The sequence below is a fragment of the Streptomyces sp. NPDC003011 genome, from assembly GCF_053591515.1.
Map to the genome: position 1 here is coordinate 76,232 of NZ_JBSFTY010000017.1, position 16,622 is coordinate 92,853.

The window sequence follows — 16,622 nt, forward strand, 5'->3', positions numbered from 1 at the left end:
CTCACGACCAGGAGAGTTTGCGGTCCTCGGTACGGAAGAAGGCCAGGGTCACGAGGGTGAGGCCCGCGGCGAAGGCGCACAGCACACCGGCCGGGAGCAGGACCGCCCGCACCCCGCCGCCGTCGAGGATGACGGTGGTGAACCCGCGCATGGCCCAGTAGCTGGGCACGCCGGGGGCGAGCGGGCGTGCCCAGTCCGGCAGCGCGGACTGCGGAGTCAGCGCGCCGCCGAGCCCCGCGAAGAGCAGCGCGAGCAGGTTGGCGAAGACGCTGAGCTGGGAGATCGTGCGGCACAGCGCGACCAGCGCCATGCCGACCATGACCACGCACAGCGCCAGTGGCACGCCGACCACGACCAGCGCGAGATACGAACCGGACACCCGCAGCCCGAACAGCAGCCCGCCCGCGGCGAACATCACGGCGAGCTGGACCACCGCGACCGCCAGCGGCACCACGACCCGCCCGGCCACCAGCTCGAACGGCCGCGCGGGCCCGGCCCGCAGCCGGTCCCAGGTGTTCCAGCCGTGCTCCCGGAACACCGCGAAGCCGACGACGTTCACGAGGAAGAACAGGAACATCACCGCCATGCCGGGCACGCCCTGTTCGGCGCCGGTGGCGCCGCGCACGTCGTCGGCCAGCAGCGCGGTGCGGAACAGCGGCTGCATGAAGCTCATGAGGAGCAGCGGCATGACCGTACGGATGATCAGCGGCGCGGGGTCGCGCGCCAGCAGCCGCCCGTCCTGCCGGACCAGTGCCGCGATCCGGCCCAGGGAACCGTCACCCATGGCGTCCCGCCTCCATGGTCTGCTCGCCGGACGGCGCGGGACCGTCGCCGGTCTCGCCGGACGGCCCTGGCGCGGCGGCACCGTCGCGCTCCGGACCTGTGGCGTCCGTGGTCACCTGGGCGCCGACGGGGTCCGGGCCGTCCGCGTACCACCGTCCGGTCAGTCGCAGGAAGACGCTCTCCAGACTCGGCTGCACGACCCGCAGGTTGACCAGCCGCCGCGCCGACTCGCCCAGCGCCGCGAGCACTTGGGGCGCCGCCAGGTGCGGCTGCTCGACGCGGACGCGCACGACGTCGCCCTCGTGGGCCACCGGCCAGGGCAGGCGCAGCGCGGGCGGGCTGCCGGAGAAGGTCAGTTCGACGGCGCTGTCCCCGTGGCTGCGCACCAGCTCCGGGAGCGTGCCGCGCGCGATCATGCGGCCGTGGTCCAGGATGGCCACGTTCGCGTCGAGCGCCTCGACCTCGGGCAGGTAGTGCGTGGAGTAGCAGACGGCCGTCCCGGCGGCGGCCAGTTCCCGCACGAAGGCGATGAGCCGGGCCCTGGTCTCCACGTCCACGCCCGCGGTGGGCTCGTCGAGCAGGAGCAGCCTGGGCCGGTGCAGCAGCGCCATCGCGGTGTGCACACGCCGCTGTTCGCCTCCGGAGAGCCGGGACACCCGGCGGTCGAGCAGCGCGGTGAGGCCGAGGGGTTCGGCCACCTCATCGGTGCGCACCCGGACCTCCCGGCCGCGCAGCCCCGCCAGTTCGGCGAAGAACCGCAGGTTCTGACGTACCGTCAGAGGTGGGTAGACGCCCAGTTCCTGTGGTGCCAGGCCGAGTTCGCGGCGGGCCCGGCGCGGGTCGCGGACGGAGCAGAAGCCTCGCACCTCGATCTCCCCCGCGTCCGGCCGCAGCAGCCCCGCCACCAGGGACATCAGGGTGCTCTTGCCCGCGCCGTTGTGACCGAGCAGGCCCACGATCTCGCCGTCGGCGATGGTCAGGTCCACGTCGTTGAGGGCCGTCGTGCGGCCGTACCGCTTGGTCACCGCGCGCATGGCCAGTGCCGGTGCCCGGCCGTCGGCGGCGCGGCGCGCAGTCCGTGCCGGTGGCGGATCAGTCGGCACGGCGCGTCCAGGCGTCCGGCAGCAGACCGGGCAGGCCCACCCGTCCCAGCAGCGGCTGCCAGGTGCGGGCCAGCTTGAAGCCCTTCATCAGCCCGCTCCCGGACCGCACGTCGGGCAGCGGCTCGCCGTACCCGAGCAGCGCCTCGGTCTCCCGCAGATGGTCCCGGAGCCTGTCCAGCCACTCCTCGCCGCGCTCTCCCACCGCCTCACGGCCCTGCGCCGCGAGGATCAGCCCGGCCTCGGCCTCCGCGGCCGGGACACCGGCGAAGGGGTCGAAGGCCACCTCGTCGCGCCCATAGCTCAGTTCGCCCTCGGTACGCAGCCCGCGTACGGACAGGGAGAGCTGCACCAGCTCGTACGCCATGAGGGCGGCCACCTCGGTCTGCCCGGCTCCGACGGCGCCCTCGACGTCCTCCAGGCGGGCCCGGCAGCCGAGCAGCAGCCGGGCTGCGCCGTGGGCGCGGAAGGCGAGCAGGCGCCGCAGATCGACCGGGGGCGCGCCGGCCGGCGCCGGGGGCCTGCCGGAGGCCGCGTCGGCGGTCACGGACGTACTTGGGTGTGTCAAGCGGACACCTCCGGGTCGGGGTGGGCGACACCGAGCCACACCATGCCGTGGACGAACAGGGGCATGAGGTCGTCGGGGAGCGACGTCCCGGCCGGGCCGGACCAGATGACCGCGTCGCCGTCCGAGGGCGGCAGGTCCCGTCGCGGGACCTCCAGGGCACGCAGCTGCCAGCGGTCGACGACCGTACGGTCGTCCAGTGCCGTCGTCCCGACGCCGGTGGACCAGCGCAGTACCGCGTGCAGGGGCGCGGCGTCGCCGATCAGGCGCTCGACGGCCGCCAGGCAGTGCGCCACCCGTTCACGGGGCGCGAGCGGAGGGGCCAGGGCCTCGCGGAGCAGGGCGAGGCCCTCGTCGTCCCCGAGCGACCTGAGTTTCTCGCCCACCCATTTCGCCGCGAAGTACAGCGTCCCGGCCGCCGTGGTCCGCGCGTTGAGCGCGGCGACCACGGCCTCCCGGGCACGGACCGCCGCCGCCATGGGCCGGGCGTCGAGCAGCCAGCGGGCGGCCTGCGCGAGGCGGTGCGCCTCCACCGTCCACCACTGCTCCAGCACGTCGGCCAGCCACGGCCGGCGCAGCCCCGCCTGCCAGTCGTCCCACGGCGGCACAGCGATCAGCGGCAGCCCGAGCGCCAGCCGGTTCACGGTGTTGAGGGTGCGGCGCCGGTGGTTCCAGGCGTCCTCGGTGACCGTGGCGAACCGCGGCCAGGTCTCGGTGGCCAGCTCGTCCGCGCTGTCCCGGACCCCGCTCGCCCAGCGGACGTTGACGTCGATCAGCGCGCCGTGTTCGTGCGACTGGATGGGAAACCGGGTGAGCTTGTCGTTCTCCACCAGGACGAGCAGGTCGAGATCGCTGCGGTGGTTGCCGAACCCGGCGAGCACCGATCCGGCGACGACCGCGAGCGCCGGAGCGCCCATGCCCTGGTCGGCTTCCCCGAGCACGGCGGTCCTGCTGATCCCGCGTGGTTCCAGGAACGCGTCGAGACGCCTTTCCAGGGTGCCGAAATCCGGGAACGCGACGGCGCCGGCTGACGTGGTCTCCATGCGGTCGGTGCACCTTTCGGCTGCGGACGGCGACGGTGCGGCGGGCCCTTCCCCGGGCCGTGTCCCCGGTGGTCTGCGGAGCCCCGGGAACCCGCGGTCTCCCGCAGCCTGTCAAGCGCCTCGGGTGCGGATCAACGAACGTTCCGGCAGCCGGAACGCGACTTCTCACGAGCGTGGACGGGGGGTTACAAGTTGACCGGACGGGACCGGAACCACCGTACGAGGAGAGGACGTTCCCGATGACCGCGACCGCCGGAAACGGCATCGCCCGGGGTGCGCTCGACGCGACACGAAGACATCTCTCGCCTCAACTGGCTCTGGTCTACGGCATGAACGGCTCCGGTGCGATCGAGATGAGCGGCGAAGGGGCTCGCGTGCGGCTCTCCGACGGCCGCAGCGCGCTCGACTTCGGAAGCTACGCGGTGACTCTGCTCGGCCAGCGGCATCCCGGCGTCGTGGCCGCGGTACGCCGCGAGCTGGACGCCATGCCGGTGTCCACCCGCGTCCTGGGCAACGGCACCACCGCCGGTCTCGCGGGCGCGCTGGCCTCCTGGGCCGACCCCGGGCGGCTGACGAAGGTGTGGCTGGGGCTGAACGGCTGCGACGCCGTCGAGGCGGCGCTCAAACTGGCACGGCTGGCCACGGGCCGCACCCGCGTCCTGGCCGTCGAGGGCGCCTACCACGGCAAGTCCCTCGGCGCTCTGGCCGCGACCTGGAACCCGCGCTACCGCCGTTCGCTCGAACCGCTGCTCGGCGGCGTGACCCACATCGCGACGGACACCGCCGCGATAGCGGGCGCCTTCGCGGACGGCGAGGTGGCCGCGGTGCTCGTCGAACCCGTCCAGGGCGAGGGCGGCGTACGTCCGCTGGACCCCGTGTTCCTGCGGGCCCTCGCGGACGCGGCGCACGAGAACGGCGCCTTCCTGATAGCCGACGAGATCCAGAGCGGACTGCGCAGATGCGGGCCCCGGCTGGTCAGTACCGACGCCGGGGTGCGGCCCGACGCCGTACTGCTCGGCAAGGCGCTCGGCGGCGGGGTGCAGCCGCTGTCCGCCGTGGTGGCCACGCCCGAGCTGTACGCACCGCTGACCGCCGACCCGTTCCTGCACACCACGACCTTCTCCGGGCATCCGCTGGGCGCGGCGGCCGGCCTCGCGGCGCTCACCGCGGTCGAGGAGCTGGCGCCGCGCGGCGAGCGTCTCGCGGAGCTGTTCGCCGCCGGCCTGGCGCGGCTCGCCCGGCGCCACCCCGCCCTGATCACCGAGGTACGCGGCCGGGGGCTGCTGTGGGGTGTGGAGTTCAGCGCTCCCGCCGTGGCCGGGGACGTCCTGATGGAGCTGGGCCGCAAGGGCCTGGTGGTCTCCCCCTGCCTGGGGCGGCCGGAGGTCCTGCGCCTGCTCCCGCCGCTGATCGCCACCGACGAGGAGGCCGAGGAGGCGCTCGCCACGCTGGACGCCGTCTGCGCGGCGGTGCCCGACGAATTCCGCGCACCGGCGGCGGCGGCGCCCTGAGCCGGCCCGGAGCCCGGCTCCGGGCGGGTACCGGCCCACAGCCGCCCGCAGGACCGTCCGCACATACCGAGGAGCATCGCTGTGCCGAACATCAGGACCTTCGCGGCCTCCGCCTCCGCCTCGCCCGGTGACCCGCGATGACCGCGCGGCCCGGCGTCCCGCCCGGTCAGCAGGGGGTCCAGTACCGCTACCACCGGGAGCTGTTCCCCGCGTTGCACGACTGGGAGCGCACCGAGCGGTCCATCGTCGAGTTCACCGGCGAGGAGGGGCCCGACGGCCTGCTCGGCCTCGATCAGATGGGCCACTTCGGACCGCACGGCTGCGATCTGGTCGCCGACGCCGTCGCCGCCTGGGCTTCCGGGGCTTCCGGGGCCGTGGAGGGCGCCACGGTGGATCTGTGCGAACTGGGCAGCGGGTTCGGCGGCGCGCTGCGCTACACGGTCGACCGCCTCACCGCGCGCGGACTCGTCGTGCGGCGCGCCTACGGCGTCGAACTCGTCGCCGAGCACTGCGCCGTCAGCCGCCGTATCGGCCGCGCGCAGGGACGTGCGGGGATGACGGACATCTGCGCCTCGGCCTCGGCTGTCCCGCTGCCCGACGCCTCACTCGACGTCGTGGTGGTGACGGGGTCGATGCCGCACTTTCCCGAGCCCGGCGAGGTCGTGCGCGAGGCAGGGAGGCTGCTGCGCCCCGGCGGGCTGCTGGTCCTCACCGAGGAGGTGAGCCTGACGCCGGACGGCCGGACGCCGTCCGAGGCGTTCCGTACGGCTCATCCGCGGGGAGTCTTCTTCACCACCGCTCTCACCGGCCGTCTGCGCCAGCTCGACCGCGCGGGCTTCGTCGGCGTGGCGCGGCGTGACCTGACCTCATGGGCGGCGGCGCTGCTCGCCGAGCGGCTCAAGGTGGTGCGGATCTTCCGGGGCAGTGTGGCCGGGATCTACGGGTCCGAATCGGCCGACCTCATCCGGGACACCCTCGGAGCGGCCCGCGAGGAGTATCTGGCCGGGCGGTTGCTGCCCGCTCTGTTCACGGCCAGGCGGGGCTGACATGACGTACCGGCGCGGGATCCGGCGGGCGGGGTGCGGCCTCGCGCATCCGCGCGGCGGGTCGGCCCGCCGCGTGACTGCCGCGCCACGGAACTCCGGGGATCACTGGACGAGCATCAGCTCGGGGGTGCGTTGCAGGGCACGCGAGACGGCGGCGCACGCGGCCCGCAGATGGGAGGCGGCCGTGACCACCTGTAATCGGCGTTGCGGTCCGGCGACGGCCAGCGCCCCCACGGCCGTGTTCGACACCGTGAGCACGGGCGCCGCGATGCCCACGGCGCCGGTGCCGCTGCGGACGGCAACGAACCCCTGGTGCTGCACCCGGGCCGCCTCCCGGCCGCCCGCCCGTGCTCGCTGGGGCGGGCGGGCCGCGTCCGCGCCGAACGCGTGGAAGATCCGGGTCGCGGCCTGGGCCGAGGCCCAGGTCTCCTCCTCCGCGCCGAGTTCGGCGCCCGCGCCGTACCCCCGGCGCACCGCGTCCACCAGCGCCGCGTCGGGGCCGACCGCGTCGGAGATGAAGACGAAGGCGCTTCCGCGCGTGAGGTGATGGAGTTGTTCCGCGTACGGGAAGGCCAGATCGCGCAGCTCCAGTTGCCGGGGAACCTGCGCACCGAGCATGAAAAGAGCGACGCCGAGTCTCAATCCTTTCTCCCCCCGCTCCAGCATTCCCTTGTCGACGAGTTCCGTGATGATCCGGTGAGCGGTCGCTTTAGGCATGTCGGATCTACGAGCGATTTCGGAGAGCGGCAGTTCCGGTTCGCCCGGCCGAAAGCATCGCAGAATACTCAGGCCGCGCGCGAGCATGGAGCGTGAACCGTTCTGAACGGACAAGGTACTTCCTTCAAAGGGTCTGGGGGTCGTGGAGAACATGCGACGTCCCCCCCAGTCAGACGTCTGCGCTCATGAGGTTCTCCCTGGCTGGCGGAGGCGTGGGGACACGGCAGGCGCTGCGGCCGCTTCAAAAAAGTTTCCTCATCTTTTCCGTCACCCCGTTCACCGCCGACGTGGTCAGCGCCGGGCAGAAAGCCGGTGCCGCAGAGTCTGGTGCAGTACACATCTGCTCACAAAAAAACCATACCAGCGCGGGCGTAGATCACATGATCGCTTCGAAAAAAACTGGTCATTCCAGGCCGGATCGCAGAGAGGGGTTTAGGGCCACGGAAGAGGGCGTCGGTGCAGGGGTGGGCGGGGTGTGGACGCGCTCTCAAAGGCAAAAGTGCCACCCAGTACAGCGGAACCATGGGAAACCGGTCATCTTCCGGAATTCGAAATGAACAGCCGGGGGAAGCGAAAACGCCCTCGGGGCGCGCCCCGCCGCTCCGGCACGGGAACCAGCCGGTACGGGCGCCGCTCAGTCGGCGAGGTGCCGTTCGATCCAGTCGGCGGCGGCCCGGCGGAAGATCTGCCGGCTGTCCGCGCGCAGGAAGTCGTGCCCTTCGTTGCGCAGCGTCAACAGTTCGGCGTCCAGGCCGCGTTCCCGGGCGGCGCGGACGAACTGCTCGGACTCGCCGAACGGCACGTTCGTGTCGTGCTCACCGTGGACGGCGAGCAGCGGGACCCGCAGGGCGTCGACGCGGGTCATCGGGGACAGGGCGTGCAGCAGTTCCCGGTCGCGTTCGGGGTGGCCGTACTTGTGCGCGGCCGATTCCGCGATCCACGGCTCGGTGCCGGCGTAGAAGGTCGCGAAGTCGGACATGCCGCAGGCCGCGACGCCGGTGCGGAAGAGGTCCGGGTGCCACACGAGGGAGGCCATCACCAGGTAGCCGCCGTACGAGCGGCCCATGACGGCCAGCCGCCTGGGATCGGCGAGGCCGCTCACCACGGCGTGGGCCGCGCAGTCGGCGACGTCCTGGATCGCGGCGAACCGGCCTGTGCCCAGGTCGGCGTCGACGAAGGACCGGCCGTGCCCCGAGGAGCCGCGCACGTCCGGGGCGAAGACGTCCAGGCCCCGGCCCAGCAGCTCGTGGTAGAGGGGGTTGAACACGGGCCGTTCCTGCTCCTCCGGCCCGCCGTGCAGATGGATCACGCAGGGCGCCGGCTCCGCGGGGCCCCGGCCGGGCGCGCGGTAGTACCAGCCGCTCAGCGGCAGTCCGTCGCGTGCCGTCAGCCGCAGCGGTACGGGACGGACGGGCGGACGGCCCGGGGGGACGGCGTCCTCGTCCCGGGACGACCATCCGGTGCGCAGCGCGGCTCCCTCGGACAGCCACCACACACCCGGGCGGCGCTGCGACCCGGACAGCGCCAGCACCAGTCCCGACCGGTCGTCGGCGCGCGCGATCCGGGTCACCACCTCGTGCGGCAGCGGCAGCGGCACCGGCACCGGCCGCGGCGGGCCCTCCAGGGCGTCCCGGGCGGGGGCCGGCGTGAGGGTGACGACCTCCAGCTCACTGGCACCGCGCACGTTCCAGGCCAGCGCGGCGGTGTGTCCGTCACGGCCGAACGCCAGCAGTTCCAGTCCGCAGTCCTCGCGCTCGGCGGCCACGGTCAGCTCCAGCCGCTCGCCCAGGGGACCGAGGCGGACGGCGAACAGAGCGGCGAACTCGCGTGCGGCGTCGCTGCGCAGCCACAGCGTCCCGCCGTCCGGGGAGAAACGGCCGATCCACGGATCACCGTCGGCGACCGGCAGCGCGCAGGTGGTCCGCAGGTCGGCGGTGCGCACGACCAGGGCCTCCCGCCGGCCGCGCGGCCCCCGGCGCACCAGCGCCAGCCGTCCGTCCTGGCTGAGGTCGCACACGCGCAGCGTGGCGGCGCCCCGTTCGACCGCCAGCAGGGCGGGGGCCGACACCCCCTCGGGGTCGACGAGGTAGGCGGCCAGTCCTCCGCCGGCCGTTCCGTCCGGGCCCTCCTTGCCGGCTTCCCGGCCGTGCGCCCCCGGCACGCCCCGCGTTCCAGCGACACCGGTGGCAGCGGCAGCACCAGCGACGCTGGTGACACCAGTGACACCGGCCGGCCCGCCGTCGCGGCCCGCCGCGTCACCGTGGTGCGGGCCGCCCAGCAGCACGGCCTGGCCGTCGCGGGTGGCCCAGCCCGCCGGATGGGGGGCGGTGTACGTGCGCGGGTCGGCGAGGCCCGGTTCCTCGCGGGCGGGCCGGTCTCCCGGGTCCGCCTCGCCCCGCCCGAAAACCGGTTCGGCGACGGTGACGGCCACGGCCGAGCCGTCGTGCTGCCAGCAGCCCAGGTGCGCGGAGCTGCCGGGCTCGGCGCCGGCCAGGACGCGTCGCCCGGTTCCGTCGGGCCGTACGCACAGCACCCGGGTGTGTTCGCCGCCTCCCGGGGCCGTGGTGTAGGCGATCCAGCGGCCGTCCGGGGACCAGGCCACCTCCTTGACCGGGTGCGGGTCGGAGTCCAGCAGGTGGACCTCGTGTCCGTCCACCGGTCCGGTCCACAGCTGCGGAACCCCGCCGCGGTCGCAGATGAACGCGACGTGTCTGCCGCTGGGGTCCACCGACGGATACCAGCAGCCGTGGGACGTCAGCCGTTGCGGGGTGTCCCGCGGCGCGGCGGCGTCGGGCAGGGCCACCGGCGCCGGAGCCGTGTACGCCGGCATCGGCACGGTGGCCGCCGACGCCGTCACCGCCGGGGCGGGGCCGTGGTCCCCGTGGTCCTCCGACCGCCACGGCGGCACCCCGCCGTCGGTGTCCCTGTCGGCGGGGGCGCGGAAGGGAGGGACCGGGCCCGAGGCGTCGGTGCCCTGCGTCCCGGTCAGCTGATTCCGTGCGTTTGCAGCCATATCTCCAGCAAAGCTACCTGCCACAGTGCGTTCGCCCCGCGCCTGGTGCGGTGCTCGTCCGGCGCCGACAGCAGCCTGGCCACGTACGCGTCCTGGAAGACGCCCCGCGAGGTGGCCTCGGGCGCCGACAGTGCCTCGCGGACCCGTTCCAGTACGGGACCCGCCATGTGCTTGATGGCGGGGACGGGGAAGTAGCCCTTGGGCCGGTCGACGACCTCCGCGGGCAGCACCCGGCGGCCGGCGGCCTTGAGGACGCCCTTGCCGCCGTCGGCGAGCTTCAGTTCCGGCGGGCAGGCGGCGGCGAGTTCCACGAGGTCGTGGTCGAGGAACGGGACGCGGGCCTCCAGGCCCCAGTCCATGGTCATGTTGTCGACCCGCTTGACCGGGTCGTCGACGAGCATCACATGGGTGTCGAGCCGCAGCGCCGCGTCGAGGGCGGTCTCCGCGCCCGGACGTGCCATGTGCTCCCGCACGAAGCGGCCCGACACGTCGTGGCCGGGCAGCAGGTGGGGCTGGAGGACGGCGGTCAGGTCGGCGTGCGGCCGGTCGAAGTACGTCTCGGCGTACGCCTCGGGCTCCCGTTCCCGGGGGACGGCGGCCAGGTCCGGATACCAGTGGTAGCCGGCGAAGACCTCGTCCGCGCCCTGGCCGCTCTGGACGACCTTGACCTCCTTCGCCACCTGCTCGGACAGCAGGTGGAAGGCCACCACGTCGTGGCTGATCATCGGCTCGCTCATCGCCTCGACGGCCGCGTCCAGGGCCGTCGACACGCGGTCCGAGGGCACCATCAGCTGGTGGTGGTCCGTGTCGAAGTGCCGGGCGACCAGGTCGGAGTAGTGGAACTCGTCGCCCTCCTCGCCGCCCTCCGACTCGAAGCCCACGCTGAAGGTCGCGAGATCGCGCTGCCCCTCGTCGGCCAGCAGCGCCACGATCAGGCTGGAGTCGAGCCCGCCCGACAGGAGCACGCCGACGGGTACGTCGGCGACCATGCGCCGGCGTACCGCGGTGCGCAGCGCGTCGAGCACCGCGTCCCGCCAGTCGTCCGCGCCCAGGTGCGCGTACTCGGGCCGGCGCGTGTACGACGGCTGCCAGTAGCAGATGTCGCGGTGGCCGCCGTCCGGCTCCATGACGCGCACGGTGGCGGGGGGCAGCTTGCGGACGCCCGCGAGGACGGTGCGCGGTGCCGCCACGGTGGCGTGCCAGCTCAGGTACTGGTGCAGCGCGACCGGGTCGAGGGAGGTGTCGACGCCGCCGCCCGCCAGGAGGGCCGGCAGGGAGGAGGCGAAACGCAGCCGCCCCGGTGCCTGCGCCAGGTACAGCGGCTTGATGCCCAGCCGGTCACGGCCGAGGACGACGCGTCCGGTGGCCTGTTCCACGATGACGAACGCGAACATGCCGTAGAGGCGGTCGACGCACGCGGTTCCCCACTGCTGGTACGCCTTGAGCAGTACCTCGGTGTCGGAGTCGGAGAAGAAGCGGTGCCCGAGACCGCGCAGTTCCTCGCGCAGCTCCTGGTAGTTGTAGATGCAGCCGTTGAAGACACCGGCGATCCGGCCCGCGGGGTCGGTCATCGGCTGCGCCCCGCACTCGGACAGATCGATGATCTTCAGCCGGCGGTGGCCCAGTGCGACGCCACCCTGGGACCACAGGCCCCGGCCGTCCGGCCCCCGGGCGGCGAGCCGGTCGGTCATCCGCTCGACGGCCGCCAGGTCCGGCCGTCCCCCGTCGAAACGTATCTCTCCGCTGAGGCCGCACATCAGGCCGCACCCCCTCGCGGGGCGCCGTCGGACGGACTCGGCGGTGGTACCTCGGGCGGGCACGATCCGGTCCGGTTCGGGGTGGTGCTGCTGCTGGGCATGACGGACTACTCTCCTCGATCACAGACGACACCGGCACCGGCACGACGGGCGGACGGGCTGTCCACCCGGTCCTCCGCGCCCCGCCGCCCCGTCGCGGGCGGCACCCGGTGCCTGCTTTCCTCCATGGCCGCGCGGGTGTCAGCCGCCGACGGTTTCCACCGGGCCCGGCCCCGGCGCCAGGGTCCCCGGCGGGGCGGCGCCGGCCGTCGCGACGGGCCGGCGCACGGCCGCGGGGCGCGGCCTTCGCTCGCCACGGGTCTCGGCCACCATCGTCCTGACGGCGGCGAGCAGGCCGTCCTCCTCAGCGATGTCGCGCAGGTGGCGGGCGGCACTGCCCCGCGCCAGGGCTTCTTCCGTGAGTGCGCGCACGGTGTCCCAGTCGCCGAAGGCTTCCAGGGCGGGGCGCAGCCGCCCGAGCATGCCGCGCAGGACGGTGGCGGCGGGCGCGGGACAGCGGGTGACCGGGTCGACGAGGGTGCCCTCCAGACCGGCGCGGGCCGCTCGCCAGACGGCGGCCCGGATCCATTCGTGCCGGCCGTCGCACGGCCGGCCGCCCGGCTGCTCCAGCCGGACCCGCGCGTCCTCGACCAGGGCGCGGAACAGTCCGGCGACGAGCACGACGGTCTCGGCGCGCGGGCACGCGTCGCACAGGCGCAGCTCCAGCGTCCGCTGGTGGGCGGACGGCCGTATGTCGTAATAGATCATTCCGGGATCGCTGATCACCCCGGAGCGGACCAGGCCGGTGACGGTGGCGTCGTAGTCGGCGGCTCCGGCGAAGCAGCCGGCCGGCCCGGAGGTGGGCCAGCGCTGCCACAGCATCGTGCGCCAGCTGGCGTATCCGGTGTCCGCGCCGAGCCAGAACGGTGAGCTGGCGGACAGGGCCAGCAGCGGGGGCAGCCACGGCGAGACGGCGCACATGATCCGGACGGCCGTGTCGCGATCGGGGATGTCCACATGGAACTGCGCGCTGCACACGAGGTGCTCGTCGGCGACGGTGCGGTACTCGTCGGCCATGTGCTGGTACCGGGGATCTGCGGTGGCCTCGCCGGACGCCACCCGGGCGAACGGCACGGTCCCGGCCGCGACGACGGCCAGACCGAGCCGGGAGGCGGTCGCGTCGAGGAGCCGCCGTGCCCCGGTCACGTCGGTGTGCAGGGAGTCCAGCGTGGCGTGCACCCGGCTGTTCCACTCCACGGCCGACTGCTGCAGCTCGGTCGTGAAACCGGAGGTGTCCAGGCGGCCGAGGAGCGCACCGGCGCGTGGGGCCAGCAGCCCGCTCTCGGCGTCCAGCACGTGGAACTCTTCCTCTACCCCTACACGAACGGTCACGGCATCTCCCTCACCCGTACCGGACGATCGCCTGTGCGGGCGGAGACCCGCGGCGACCGCTGCGGTCTGCGAGTTCCCGGCAAACACGCAGATAAGCCTCAGCACGTTACTTCTGTCGCCGACGCCTCACATATGAGCGCCGACGTCCTGGGGGCGGGGGCCGTGCGGACCGGACCGGGCCGGCGGGGCGAGGCGGACGACTCCGGGCGGACAGGCGGACCACTCCGGCGGACGGTCGGACAGGCGGACCACTCCGGCGGACGGTCGGACAGGCGGACAGGACCGGGCGGACGGTCGGACGGTCGGACAGGCGGACAGGACCGGGCGGACAGCCCGATCCTACGAATCGGTCTCGATCCGCTCCGCCGCTTGGGCGGCGGTGACGGCCGGGCGATCATGTGGCCATGCACCGGCCGCCGCCCAGCCTCCGCACCCCCGAGTGGGTCAGCGCCGACGACTCGGTCCTGAACGTCGCGCTCGTGTACCCGATGCGGGGGCCCGCGGGGATCTTCGGTCCCGCCTGTGCGACGTGCGCGCGGCTGGCCGCCGAGGAGGTCAACAAGGCGGGCGGTGTCCTCGGCAGGGAGCTGCGGCTGCTGGAGATCGACGGCGGCGGCGATCCTCAGGAGGTCGCACGGGACGTCGAGGCGCTGGTGGCGACGGGCACGGTGCAGGGCGTCACCGGCTGGCACATCTCCTCGGTCCGGCAGGCGATGGCCCCGCGGATCGCGCACCGGGTGCCGTATGTGTACACGGCGCTCTACGAGGGCGGCGAACACACCGAGGGGGTCTTCATGACCAGCGAGACCCCGGCCTGGCAGCTGCTGCCCGCGATGCGGCTGCTCGCGGAGGCCAGGGGCGTGCGCCGCTGGTTCGTCGTCGGCAACGACTACGTGTGGCCCCGGCGCACCGCCCGGGCCGCCCGCCGCTACGCCCGCGTGTGCCGGGGCCGGATCTGCGGCGAGGCGTATCTCCCGCTGGGCACCGAGGACCTCCGTGACGTGCTGCGGCGGATCGAGCACGCGGACGCGGACGCCGTGCTGATGCTGCTGGTCGGCAGCGACGCGGTGCGTTTCAACCGGGCGTTCGCGGCCTCCGGTCTGGACCGGCGGTGTCTGCGGCTGAGCACGCTGATGGACGAGAACATGCTGCTGGCCAGCGGCCCGGAGGCGACCGGCGACCTGTTCAGCACGGCCGGATTCTTCGCGTCACTGGCGAACCAGGACACCCTGGACTTCCACGGCCGGTACGCCGCCCGGTTCGGGATCGAGGCGCCCGCGCCGGGCAGCCTCGGTGAGTCGTGCTACGAAGGGGTCCTGCTGCTGGCGGCACTCGTCGGACAGGCCCGCACCCTCGACGTCCGCGCGATCGGCGCCGCCGCCGACGCGGTGTCGTACCAAGGGCCGCGCGGGCTGCTCCGCCTCCAGGACCGGCATGTGCGCCAGCGCGTCTACCTGGCCCAGGCGGACGGGCTCGACTTCACCGTGCTCGCCCAACTGCGCGCTCCCCACGATCTGTTGTGACCGGGTTCTCCAGTGCGCAGGCCAGCCGGTCCAGCAGTGCGTGCAGTCGCTCGCCGTCGGCCTCCGCGAGCAGCGGCCCCGACTGCCCCCATCCGGCCCGCACTTCGCGCACCAGCTCCTGGCGGCGCCGCACGCCCCGCGGGGTGAGGTGGGCCAGGACGCGTCGCCGGTCGGCGGGGTCGACGCGGCGGTAGACGAGGTTCTGGTCGACGAGCTGGTCGATCAGCTTGGTCAGGCTCGGCGGCGGCAGGAAGGCGTGGTCGGCGAGGGCCGTCATGTGGTGCCCCTGCCCGTCCGAGAGCAGGTCCAGGACCCGCCACGCCTCCACGGAACAGTCGAACTCCTCCAGTACGGACTGCACTCGGCGTGCGAAGAGACGCTCGGCGCGCGTCAGCAGACGCAGCAGTTCCTCGGGCCGCCTCGCCATCGTGCGCTCCTCCGGTCGGATCCTCGGCACCCCGTCACAGGGATGTCCGGAGCCTACCGTCGATCACCCTCCGCCTGACAAGCGAGAGCGGAAGAATAGATCCTTCCAGGAGGAAGTATTAATTGCCGTTGCTGATCCGCCGTCAGGTACCGGTCCACCAGCGGCGGTGCTTTTCTTCGATCGTTGTTTTCACTTCCACTGGAAACTCACCCTCAATTAACCGGAAACGCCGTGGCAACAGTTCCCTCGCAGGCTGTGGACGCACTTCAGCGACCAGCCCGGACGTCATCCCGAAACGGCTCGGTCCGTGTGCCACATTCCCTCCCCGGGGTCTTCCGCTCTTTTCGCAACGCCCTTCGGGGCATGGAGGTTTTGCATGTCTGGGTTCAGCATCAGCAGACGCGGCCTGCTGGCCGGCATGTCGGCCGTCGGCGCCTCCGCGGCCCTCAGCGCCTGCGGCGCCAAGACCGGAGACAGCGCCTCGACCGACGGGTCCGGGACCACGGCCGACACCTCCGGCAGCACGGTCAAGGTGGGACTGCTGAACTCGCTGTCGGGCACGATGGCCATCAGCGAGGTCACGGTCCACAACGCGCTGCTGCTCGCCATCAAGGAGATCAACGCCGCCGGCGGTGTGCTGGGCAAGAAGCTCCAGGCCGTCAGCCAGGATGGCGCCTCCGACTGGCCGACGTTCGCCGAGAAGGCGGAGGCCCTGATCACGGACGACAAGGTCGCGGCCACCTTCGGCTGCTGGACCTCGGCCAGCCGCAAGGCCGTCAAGCCGGTCTTCGAGCGGTACAGGTCGCCGCTGTTCTACCCGGTGCAGTACGAGGGCCTGGAGCAGTCCCCGTACATCTTCTACATCGGCGCGACCACCAACCAGCAGATCGTGCCCGCGCTGGACTACCTGAAGAAGCAGGGCCTGACGAAGCTCTACCTGGTCGGCAGCGACTACGTCTTCCCGCGCACCGCCAACAAGATCATCACGGCGTACGCGAAGGCCAACGGCATGCGGGTGGTCGGCGAGGACTACGCGCCGCTGGGCTCCACGGAATTCAGCACCATCGTCAACAAGGTCAAGGACTCCGGCGCGGACGCGGTGTTCAACACCCTCAACGGCGACAGCAACGTGGCCTTCTTCAAGGAGTACAAGTCCTCGGGAATGACCGCGAAGAGCATGCCGGTGCTGTCGGTCTCCATCGCCGAGGAGGAGGTCAAGAGCATCGGCACCCAGTACCTCCAGGACCAGCTGACCGCGTGGAACTACTACGAGACCACGCCCGGCACGGCGAACACCACGTTCGTCAAGGCGTACCAGGCCGCCTACGGCAAGGACAAGCCGACCAGCGACCCGATGGAGGCCGCCTACATCTCCGTGTACCTGTGGAAGGAGATGGTCGAGAAGGCCGGCTCCTTCGACGTCGCCAAGATCAAGGCGGCCGCGGACGGCATCACCCTCGACGCCCCCGAGGGCAAGGTCACCGTCGACGGCGCGACCCAGCACGTCCACAAGACGGCCCGGATCGGCAAGGTCGGCGCGGACGGACTGATCACCGAGGTCTGGAACTCGGGCAAGCCGATCAAGCCGGACCCGTACCTCAAGGGCTACTCCTGGGCCGCCGGTCTGTCCTGACCGGCTCCCCGTCCGGCCCCGCCGGGTGGACCCGGCCCGCTCTCGGGGCCGGGTCCCGTCCCGCGTCCCGCAC

At 72.9% G+C, this 16,622-nt stretch carries 13 protein-coding genes; 4 read left to right on the forward strand and 9 right to left on the reverse strand.

The window, feature by feature from the left end:
* Nucleotide 1: 1 nt before the first annotated feature.
* From ACWD0J_RS11840 to ACWD0J_RS11855, 4 genes are read right to left on the reverse strand one after another with little or no spacing between them, the layout of a single operon-like run.
* Nucleotides 2-784, reverse strand: coding sequence for an ABC transporter permease (locus ACWD0J_RS11840; protein WP_451495617.1), 783 nt, complete (start codon nt 782-784; stop codon nt 2-4).
* Nucleotides 777-1,817 carry an ATP-binding cassette domain-containing protein gene (locus ACWD0J_RS11845; protein WP_451495653.1) on the reverse strand — a complete coding sequence of 347 codons (1,041 nt, stop codon included), beginning with the start codon at nt 1,815-1,817 and terminating at the stop codon, nt 777-779. Before ACWD0J_RS11845 ends, ACWD0J_RS11840 begins: the two co-directional genes overlap by 8 nt.
* 58 nt (nt 1,818-1,875) lie before the next feature.
* Entirely contained in the window at nt 1,876-2,451 is a 576-nt protein-coding gene (locus tag ACWD0J_RS11850; RefSeq protein ID WP_451495618.1) for a hypothetical protein, read from the reverse strand.
* On the reverse strand, nt 2,448-3,491 hold the full coding sequence (locus tag ACWD0J_RS11855; RefSeq protein WP_451495619.1) for a hypothetical protein: 1,044 nt from the start codon (nt 3,489-3,491) through the stop codon (nt 2,448-2,450). The genes ACWD0J_RS11850 and ACWD0J_RS11855 overlap by 4 nt, the downstream gene beginning before the upstream one ends.
* Before the next feature lie 239 nt (nt 3,492-3,730).
* On the opposite strand from ACWD0J_RS11855, the gene ACWD0J_RS11860 reads away from it, so the two are divergent.
* Together ACWD0J_RS11860 and ACWD0J_RS11865 are read left to right on the forward strand one after the other, a co-directional pair.
* Entirely contained in the window at nt 3,731-5,002 is a 1,272-nt protein-coding gene (locus ACWD0J_RS11860; protein WP_451495620.1) for an aspartate aminotransferase family protein, read from the forward strand.
* 137 nt (nt 5,003-5,139) lie between these two features.
* Nucleotides 5,140-6,048: a class I SAM-dependent methyltransferase gene (locus tag ACWD0J_RS11865; RefSeq protein ID WP_451495621.1), complete on the forward strand. Its 909-nt coding sequence runs from the start codon at nt 5,140-5,142 to the stop codon at nt 6,046-6,048.
* A 102-nt stretch (nt 6,049-6,150) separates the two neighbouring features.
* On the opposite strand, the gene ACWD0J_RS11870 is transcribed toward ACWD0J_RS11865, so the two are convergent.
* The 4 genes from ACWD0J_RS11870 to ACWD0J_RS11885 form a co-directional block, all read right to left on the reverse strand.
* Nucleotides 6,151-6,852: an IclR family transcriptional regulator gene (locus ACWD0J_RS11870; protein ID WP_451495654.1), complete on the reverse strand. Its 702-nt coding sequence runs from the start codon at nt 6,850-6,852 to the stop codon at nt 6,151-6,153.
* Nucleotides 6,853-7,399: 547 nt separating this feature from the next.
* On the reverse strand, nt 7,400-9,778 hold the full coding sequence (locus ACWD0J_RS11875; RefSeq protein ID WP_451495622.1) for a S9 family peptidase: 2,379 nt from the start codon (nt 9,776-9,778) through the stop codon (nt 7,400-7,402).
* Complete coding sequence (locus tag ACWD0J_RS11880; protein ID WP_451495623.1) at nt 9,751-11,535, reverse strand: N-acetylglutaminylglutamine amidotransferase; 1,785 nt, start codon at nt 11,533-11,535, stop codon at nt 9,751-9,753. The genes ACWD0J_RS11875 and ACWD0J_RS11880 overlap by 28 nt, the downstream gene beginning before the upstream one ends.
* Before the next feature lie 240 nt (nt 11,536-11,775).
* A complete protein-coding gene (locus tag ACWD0J_RS11885; protein WP_451495624.1) occupies nt 11,776-12,966 on the reverse strand; it encodes a carboxylate-amine ligase in 1,191 nt (396 codons plus the stop codon).
* Between the two features lie 404 nt (nt 12,967-13,370).
* On the opposite strand from ACWD0J_RS11885, the gene ACWD0J_RS11890 reads away from it, so the two are divergent.
* Nucleotides 13,371-14,489: a substrate-binding domain-containing protein gene (locus ACWD0J_RS11890; RefSeq protein WP_451495625.1), complete on the forward strand. Its 1,119-nt coding sequence runs from the start codon at nt 13,371-13,373 to the stop codon at nt 14,487-14,489.
* Here ACWD0J_RS11890 and ACWD0J_RS11895 read toward each other — a convergent pair.
* On the reverse strand, nt 14,446-14,916 hold the full coding sequence (locus tag ACWD0J_RS11895) for a MarR family winged helix-turn-helix transcriptional regulator (protein ID WP_451495626.1): 471 nt from the start codon (nt 14,914-14,916) through the stop codon (nt 14,446-14,448). The two genes, ACWD0J_RS11890 and ACWD0J_RS11895, sit on opposite strands and share 44 nt — an antisense overlap.
* Nucleotides 14,917-15,292: 376 nt before the next feature.
* Between ACWD0J_RS11895 and urtA the strand changes: the two genes are divergently transcribed.
* Nucleotides 15,293-16,549 (forward strand): urea ABC transporter substrate-binding protein, encoded by a 1,257-nt coding sequence (urtA, locus tag ACWD0J_RS11900; protein WP_451495627.1) that lies wholly within the window; start codon nt 15,293-15,295, stop codon nt 16,547-16,549.
* Nucleotides 16,550-16,622 lie beyond the last annotated feature (73 nt).